We start from the raw sequence: 6980 nt of genomic DNA on the forward strand, positions 1-6980 counted from the left end.
TTCAGTAAAAAACTTGCCAACATTAGCATTTGACCATTTGGATATTATAACTTTGACCTTACAAAAACAAAACTTATGAATTACCAAACCAGGAAATGGGTACGACCGGAAGATTTGAATGCCAACGGAACCTTATTTGGAGGAAAGCTATTGTCATGGATTGATGACGAAGCCGCATTATATTCCATCATGATCTTAAAAAACAACCGTATTGTAACCAAATTCATGTCGGAAATCAATTTTACGAGTTCAGCACGCCAGGGTGATATTATTGAAATCGGGTTGGACATTGTAAAATTCGGAAAAACATCCATCACGATGCGTTGTGAAGTACGAAACGTCATGACAAAAGCCGTGATTATTACTGTAGATGCGATTACGATGGTAAATCTGGACAGTTTCGGTCAACCAGCGATTCACGGAAAAACGAGTGTGGAAGAACTTGGTTAGTATTCTATCTTAATAGCACCGGTTTCATTGATTTCCATTTCGAAATAACGGACAGACGCTAAAATATGATCGAAAATATCAGCCATGATGTGTTCGTATTCCACCAATCGTTTATCATTAACGAATGCGTAAATCTCCAATGGCATTCCGTTTTGTGTCGGCTGTAACTGTCGGCACATAAAAAGCATTTCTTTATTGATTCCAGGGTGGTTTGCAATGTAACGATCTATGTACTTTCTGAAAACCCCAAAATTCGTCAGGTTTCGTCCGTTTATAAGAAGAGACTTATCGATATTATGGTTTTTATTGTACAAATCGATATCAGACTGGCGCTTATTGAGGTAAGCCGTAAGCAATTCAATTTTTTTAAGGTTTTCAATTTCTTCTTCATTCAGAAAACGAATACTGCTGGATTTTAAAAGGATGGAACGCTTTAAACGTCTTCCGTCAGAATTCAGCATTCCTCTCCAGTTTTTAAAGGAATCGGAAATCAGAAAATAAGTTGGAATCGTGGTAATTGTATTATCAAAATTTTGGACTTTTACCGTCGCCAGATTGATTTCTACAACATCACCATCGGCTCCGTATTTTTCCATGGTAATCCAGTCGCCGATACGAACCATGTCATTCACAGTCACCTGAATACTGGCTACAAAGCCTAAAATAGTATCACGGAAAATCAAGATAATTAAGGCCGAAATCGCTCCGAAAGCGGTTAATAAGGCCTTAAATTCCATATCAAATAGCAGCAGGATAAAATAAACTATTCCATAAATCCAAAGGGCAATCATGATTACCTGAATATAACTGTCGATAGGTTTATCTTTGAAGTTTGGCTTCTCTTTAAGATAGTCTTTCAAGGAATGAAAAATACTTCGGATAATCCAAAGTGAAAGCAGTATAATGTAAAATTTAACCCCTTTTGTAAAAAAGCCTTCCCAATACGTAAATTCCTTTAAAATAATGGGAACCGTTTTATAAACAAAAAACAAGGTAAAAAGGTGCGCAACGTATTTAGCTGTCTTATTGGCAACCAGAAAATCATCGAAAGTGGATTTTGTTCTTTCGGCTACAATGGCCATCAGAATTATCAAAATCTTTTTAAAGATATAATCTATAATATAAGCAATAATAACCAGTACGACTATATTAACCGCTAAGTTGATATAATCGGCTACATTATCACTAAAATCCCATGATTTAAGGATTTTATAGGCCCAATTAAAGATTTTCATGCTTTAAAATTACAGTATTTTTTTCTCAACGTAAAAAGTTCCGAACGGAATTACCGATGCAATACAAACCTGAAGGTATTTTTTCATTGGCCAGTTTTCTTCCATTTTAAACATTGTAGCCAAAACAACGTAACCTACAAAAAGTAATCCGTGGGTCATTCCGACAGGGAAGAGAAGGGTTTTGTACAAATCGAAGTTTGTTGGTTTCAGGAAAAGCATATTACTGAATAATACTAAAAGAGAAAGTCCTTCCAGTAAAGCAACGATTTTAAAAATACGTGTCATATAAATAAACGATTGAAAATTAAATACTTACAAACCACTTAAAGTTTTAAACTTTGAGGTTTTGTCATAAAACAGATCAAATGTAGCGCAGAAATTAAAGAAAAATCCAATTTTAACTAAAACTTATAAAAAAACTACGCATAAAGCGTAGTTTCAATATGATGTAAAAGTTAATTCTTTTTTTATTAATAAGCCAGGAAAGATTTGTTGTACTCTCTTAAATCAGCAATATTGTTTTTGTTTTTCAAATCAGAGAAAAGTGAAATCAAATATTCCAAACTTTCAATATTTGTAGCTTCTTCTGTTACATTGGTAGAAGTACCGTCAAATCCTTCGATTGGTTCATCATCAGGAATAGCAATAAAAAAGCCGTTATTGCTTTCAATGTGTTCATAAGCTAAACGGATAGCTTTAACTAACACAGGATTTTGTTCTTCAAGAGCATATTCTCTTAATTTTTTTAAATCTGTGATCAATGTTGCAGCATTAAATCCATTTTTGAATAAATCTAGCTGTATTTTATTGATTAATTTTTGTGCAGTTGGATTTTCCACGGTAATGTATTGATTAGTTAAGAACTCAAAATTCGGATTGCAAAATTAAACTTTATTCTCTTTTTTAAATAAAAAAAACTCATTTATTTTCACAATCTGATCTTTCACAAAGAATGCGACCGCAATTAGCTCATAATCTAACAGTTAATGCATTTCATCGATATTTTTTTGTATTTGACTAATTTAACATGCCATGGCTTACGTATGCAAAATGTTTAATATAAATTTGTATTAATCAATACGTTACGACATTTTATAGCAGTCAACCACAAGCTGTTTTGCGTTTCAAAAACATCCCAAAGGTTTTAATGATTCGTTTTTTGAGCGGTATTTTTTTATCGCCAAAAAAATAAACAGTTTTTGATATGAACAAAAAGTACGATGTCCTTTTGATCTTGGAAGGAACTTATCCTTATAATGGTGGCGGTGTTTCAACATGGTCACACATGCTTTGTAATGATATAAAAAACGCCAACTTCATTTTATACTCCATTAATGCTCAATATGAGAGCAATCCCCGCTATGTTTTAAGTGAAAATGTAAAACAAATTGTTCAGGTTCCGCTTTGGTCACCTCTTGAGCCACAGGAGATGATTAATTACGGTAAACATTTTTTTACGATTGTTGACGAAAAAGAAGATCTGAACGAAAAAATAATTAAAGAAGAATTCATCCCTTCATTCAGGCGAATGATAACCAATATTTATTCCGATACACGAAAAGCTGAAGATTTTGACGATATTATCTTTAAAATGTGGCAATTTTTTCAGCATCATGATTACAAGAAAACCATGCAGAGTATGATTGTATGGAGGTCTTTTTGTGATTTGGTTGTTGAATTAAGCAAAAACACAAAAGAAGAAGCCACATTGAACGATTTGACATTCGGAATGCGATGGATTTACCGATTTCTGATTCCGCTTTCCATAGATGTTCCAAAGGCAGATATTTCGCATTTAACCATTTCCGGTTTTCCGGTGATTCCGGCATTGGTCTTAAAATACAAGTACAATACACCAATGATTGCTACAGAACATGGGGTATTCATACGCGAAAGACTATTGGCTATAAATTCTTCCGAATACTCTTATTTTCTTAAAAAAATGCTTATCAAATTTTCAGAAAGCATAACCGAATTAGTGTACTATAAGGCTGATATGATACTTTCGGTTAATAAGTTCAATATGATCTGGGAGAAATTGTACGGGGCTAATCCGGATGTTATCGATGTGATATACAATGGAATAGATCACAATCTTTTTATTCCCGCACCCAAACCAGAGGCACTAAAAGGTATTCCAACAGTGGTGGCGGCCGCCCGTATTTTTGACTTGAAAGACATCATCACTATGATAAAATCCTGTCATGTAGTCAAAAAGCAAATTCCAAACGTACAGTTTTTGGTTTATGGGGATAATAATGCCGTTCCTGAATATACTAAAGAATGTGAAGAACTGATTGACGAATTGGAACTGCGTGACAATTTCAAACTGGCCGGATACCACAGCAAACCACACCAATTGTTCTGTGAAGGCGATATTTCGATTCTTACTTCAATTTCAGAAGGATTTCCGTATACGGTTTTAGAATCAATGAGTTGCGGAATTCCGGTTGTAGCCACTGATGTTGGCGGTGTAACAGAAGCTTTGGATGAAAATTGCGGATTTATCTGCAAACCAAAAGATTATGAAGACATAGGAAATTGTGTTATCAAACTGCTGCAAAATGACGAATTACGCAAACAAATGGGCATAAATGCACGAAGAAAAGTGACTGAAAACTTCACCATCGGGAAATTTATAAAAGAATACGAAGAAGCTTATGAGAAAATCATGAAAAATTCATCACAGCCTATTTACATTCAAATGGAAGATGAAAAAGCGATGGAGGCTTCCTAATTATTTAGAACAATAATGAAAAGTCATTTACAAAATATAGAAAACCTTAAAAAGGCCATCATGGATAAGATCGGTAAACCCGTAAGCAATCGCGTGGTGGCAGCTACTATTGAATCTTTGGGAATCAGGGACAAAGACACCATGAATGACTTTGGCTCGGTATCCATTCGTGCTTTAGCGGATTTGGTTTTCAATCAGTTGGTGACTGCCCCTGATTATATCAATCTTAAAAACAAAAAAGAAAAAGAGCTGGAAAAAAATGAAGAAACCAAAACGTTTCAGGTTTCGGAATATCTGATGATAAAAATGAGAATTTTTGCAAAATACTATCCTTTGGGAATTTTGCATTTGTTGCCTGTTTTTGTTCAGATTTTGGCCATTATTTTTTTCGGATATTCACTGTGGACTTACGTAGGTTTCAACCATATGCAGTCTACCGCCGTGGTTTTAGGAGTAATTGTTGGACTGATTTCTACCGGAGGTTTTGTTCAGGTAATAGGGCATCAGGCATCATTTTACTGGAATTATGAAGATTATACCATGACCCGTAAAACCATTGATTTTTTAATTTTATTGGGAGCGAAATCAGTTTCATTGGTCCTGCTCTGCATTTTTATTATCAATTTCTTTTTCCACGTTTATCCTTCTAAACTGCTTTTCGTTTTATTCATGTATGCCTTTTTGGTAGGAATGCTTCTTTTGGTTATAGCTCCACTACATACCATAAAACAACGATGGGTCATCTCATTGTCGATATTTTTAGCAACCATAATTGCCGTTTTGCTTAAAAATTATACCGGAATCTCAATTTACCTAACTCATTGGATAGGAATAGCTATCGCTATAATTTCGTCGAAGGCATACATAAACTATTTTTTTAAAAATAAAATTGATAAATGCCAAGTAGACTGTAATATGGAAGTAAAAACACCTGTAATGCTCTACCAGAACTATCATTACTTTTTTTACGGCCTGCTTGTTTACATATTTATTTTCGTTGACCGCATTCTGGCATGGTCTGCCGATGTCAGCGGTACAGTTCCATACATAATTTACTTTGAAAAAAACTATGAATTGGGAATGGATGTAGCCATACTGTTTTTCTTATTGCTTTCCGGCGTTTTGGAATACAGTCTGGCTGCATTTTCAAAATTTATCGACATCGGCCAAAAAAACACTTCTTACAGTGTTCCGGATAAATATAATGGCGGACTTTATAAAATGTATTGGCAACATATCGGGATTCTTGCGGTTTCTGCTCTGTTTATAGCTATCCTGATTTATTTCATAATAACTTCTTCCTGGGGATATCAGGCACAGTTTAATGAAGTTTTTCAGGAAGTAAGTTTCAGAGTATGCTTAATAGGAGGGTTGGGGTATTTTTTTCTGTCCTGGGGGATGCTTAACACATTGTACCTTTTTACGCTGGGTCAGCCTGTAAAACCTTTGAGAGCAATAGTTTTTGCCTGCATCGCAAATGCAGTTACAGGTTTTCTGTTGAGCCGATTCGTTTCTTACGAATACAGTGTTGTTGGACTTTTGATTGGTTCATTGGTTTTTATGCTATTAACCCTGAAAGCCAACATCGAGTTTTTTAAAAATTTAGACTATTATTATTATGCAGCATATTAAACTATTTCTTTGTTTACTTCCTTCATTGATAGGATTTAAAGTGTGGTCAAATACTGATCAGAGACCTAATGTTTTTTTTTGTTACGGTAATGTTAATCCGATTGAGATAAAAGGATTTGAGTATGTAATTCTCGAATCGAAGAATTTCAATCCGTCCGACATTAAAAAAGTAAAAAGCCTAAACGGAAAAGTTTTAGCCTATATTAGTTTAGGTGAAGTAAACAGTCAATCAAATCTTTTTAAAAATCTAAAAAACATTACTTTAGGAAAAAATGAAAACTGGGACAGCTATTATTTGGATTTAAAATCCGACTCGACTTCACAAGTGCTTTTTTCCGAAATAGACAAAATGCTTTCTGATGGTTATGATGGTTTATTTCTTGACAATATAGACAACTATACATCATTCGGCCCCCAAAAAGATCAGAAAGCAGAAATAGTGGCTTTCATAGAAAAATTAAAAAATAAATACCCACAGCATTTTATCCTTCAAAATGCCGGAATTGAACTTCTGGACGATACACACAATTTTGTGAACGGTGTTGTCGTAGAGTCTGTAGCCAGCAATTACACCTTTGAAGATAATAATTACAAGCTCAGGGAAAAGAACGATTACGAGGCGTATATCAAAAAGCTCAATCTATTACATAAGAAATACAAGTTTCCGATAATTCTGGTCGAATATGCAAATTCTGAAGCGCTTTATAAAGATATCCAGAAGCGGGTTTTGAAAACAAAATTCTTGTATTTCATCGGGACAATAGATCTTCAGGGAATTCCAAGCTTCATAAAATAGAACAATATATGATCATTTCAGGCGCTATAATAACAGGTTTTGTGAGGCTATGTCTCATGATATTGTTTTTGTTTTACCTGAACAGAAAATTCATATCTTATGACAAATCAGTAAATTATTTCGACTTTAT

The 6980-nt window shown here is 34.3% G+C and carries 7 protein-coding genes; 4 read left to right on the forward strand and 3 right to left on the reverse strand.

Annotation, left to right across the window (positions count from 1 at the left end):
- The first annotated feature begins 75 nt into the window (after nucleotides 1-75).
- Entirely contained in the window at nucleotides 76-450 is a 375-nt protein-coding gene (locus VLB74_RS02525; protein WP_325201897.1) for an acyl-CoA thioesterase, read from the forward strand.
- Here the strand turns inward: VLB74_RS02525 and VLB74_RS02530 are convergent.
- The 3 genes from VLB74_RS02530 to VLB74_RS02540 all read right to left on the reverse strand — a co-directional run bounded on the left by VLB74_RS02530 (nucleotide 447) and on the right by VLB74_RS02540 (nucleotide 2524).
- The gene (locus tag VLB74_RS02530; protein WP_325201898.1) at nucleotides 447-1685 is read right to left on the reverse strand and encodes a mechanosensitive ion channel family protein; all 1239 of its coding nucleotides are present in this window, start codon (nucleotides 1683-1685) and stop codon (nucleotides 447-449) included. The genes VLB74_RS02525 and VLB74_RS02530 overlap by 4 nt on opposite strands.
- A gap of 9 nt (nucleotides 1686-1694) precedes the next feature.
- A complete protein-coding gene (locus VLB74_RS02535) occupies nucleotides 1695-1970 on the reverse strand; it encodes a DUF3817 domain-containing protein (protein ID WP_325201899.1) in 276 nt (91 codons plus the stop codon).
- A 185-nt stretch (nucleotides 1971-2155) separates the two neighbouring features.
- Entirely contained in the window at nucleotides 2156-2524 is a 369-nt protein-coding gene (locus VLB74_RS02540; protein ID WP_325201900.1) for a hypothetical protein, read from the reverse strand.
- A 365-nt stretch (nucleotides 2525-2889) separates the two neighbouring features.
- Between VLB74_RS02540 and pelF the strand changes: the two genes are divergently transcribed.
- From pelF to VLB74_RS02555, 3 genes are read left to right on the forward strand one after another with little or no spacing between them, the layout of a single operon-like run.
- Entirely contained in the window at nucleotides 2890-4422 is a 1533-nt protein-coding gene (gene pelF, locus VLB74_RS02545) for a GT4 family glycosyltransferase PelF (RefSeq protein ID WP_325201901.1), read from the forward strand.
- A gap of 15 nt (nucleotides 4423-4437) precedes the next feature.
- On the forward strand, nucleotides 4438-6054 hold the full coding sequence (locus VLB74_RS02550; protein WP_325201902.1) for a hypothetical protein: 1617 nt from the start codon (nucleotides 4438-4440) through the stop codon (nucleotides 6052-6054).
- Nucleotides 6041-6850, forward strand: coding sequence for an endo alpha-1,4 polygalactosaminidase (locus tag VLB74_RS02555; RefSeq protein WP_325201903.1), 810 nt, complete (start codon nucleotides 6041-6043; stop codon nucleotides 6848-6850). Before VLB74_RS02550 ends, VLB74_RS02555 begins: the two co-directional genes overlap by 14 nt.
- Nucleotides 6851-6980 lie beyond the last annotated feature (130 nt).

The organism is Flavobacterium sp. (genome assembly GCF_035456225.1).
Lineage (GTDB): Bacteria > Bacteroidota > Bacteroidia > Flavobacteriales > Flavobacteriaceae > Flavobacterium.

Coding starts and splice junctions, on each gene's coding strand:
- VLB74_RS02525 (WP_325201897.1), top strand. CDS start 76: ATGAATTACCAAACCAGGAAATGGGTACGACCGGAAGATTTGAATGCC.
- VLB74_RS02535 (WP_325201899.1), bottom strand. CDS start 1,970: ATGACACGTATTTTTAAAATCGTTGCTTTACTGGAAGGACTTTCTCTT.
- pelF (WP_325201901.1), top strand. CDS start 2,890: ATGAACAAAAAGTACGATGTCCTTTTGATCTTGGAAGGAACTTATCCT.
- VLB74_RS02550 (WP_325201902.1), top strand. CDS start 4,438: ATGAAAAGTCATTTACAAAATATAGAAAACCTTAAAAAGGCCATCATG.
- VLB74_RS02555 (WP_325201903.1), top strand. CDS start 6,041: ATGCAGCATATTAAACTATTTCTTTGTTTACTTCCTTCATTGATAGGA.
- VLB74_RS02530 (WP_325201898.1), bottom strand. CDS start 1,685: ATGAAAATCTTTAATTGGGCCTATAAAATCCTTAAATCATGGGATTTT.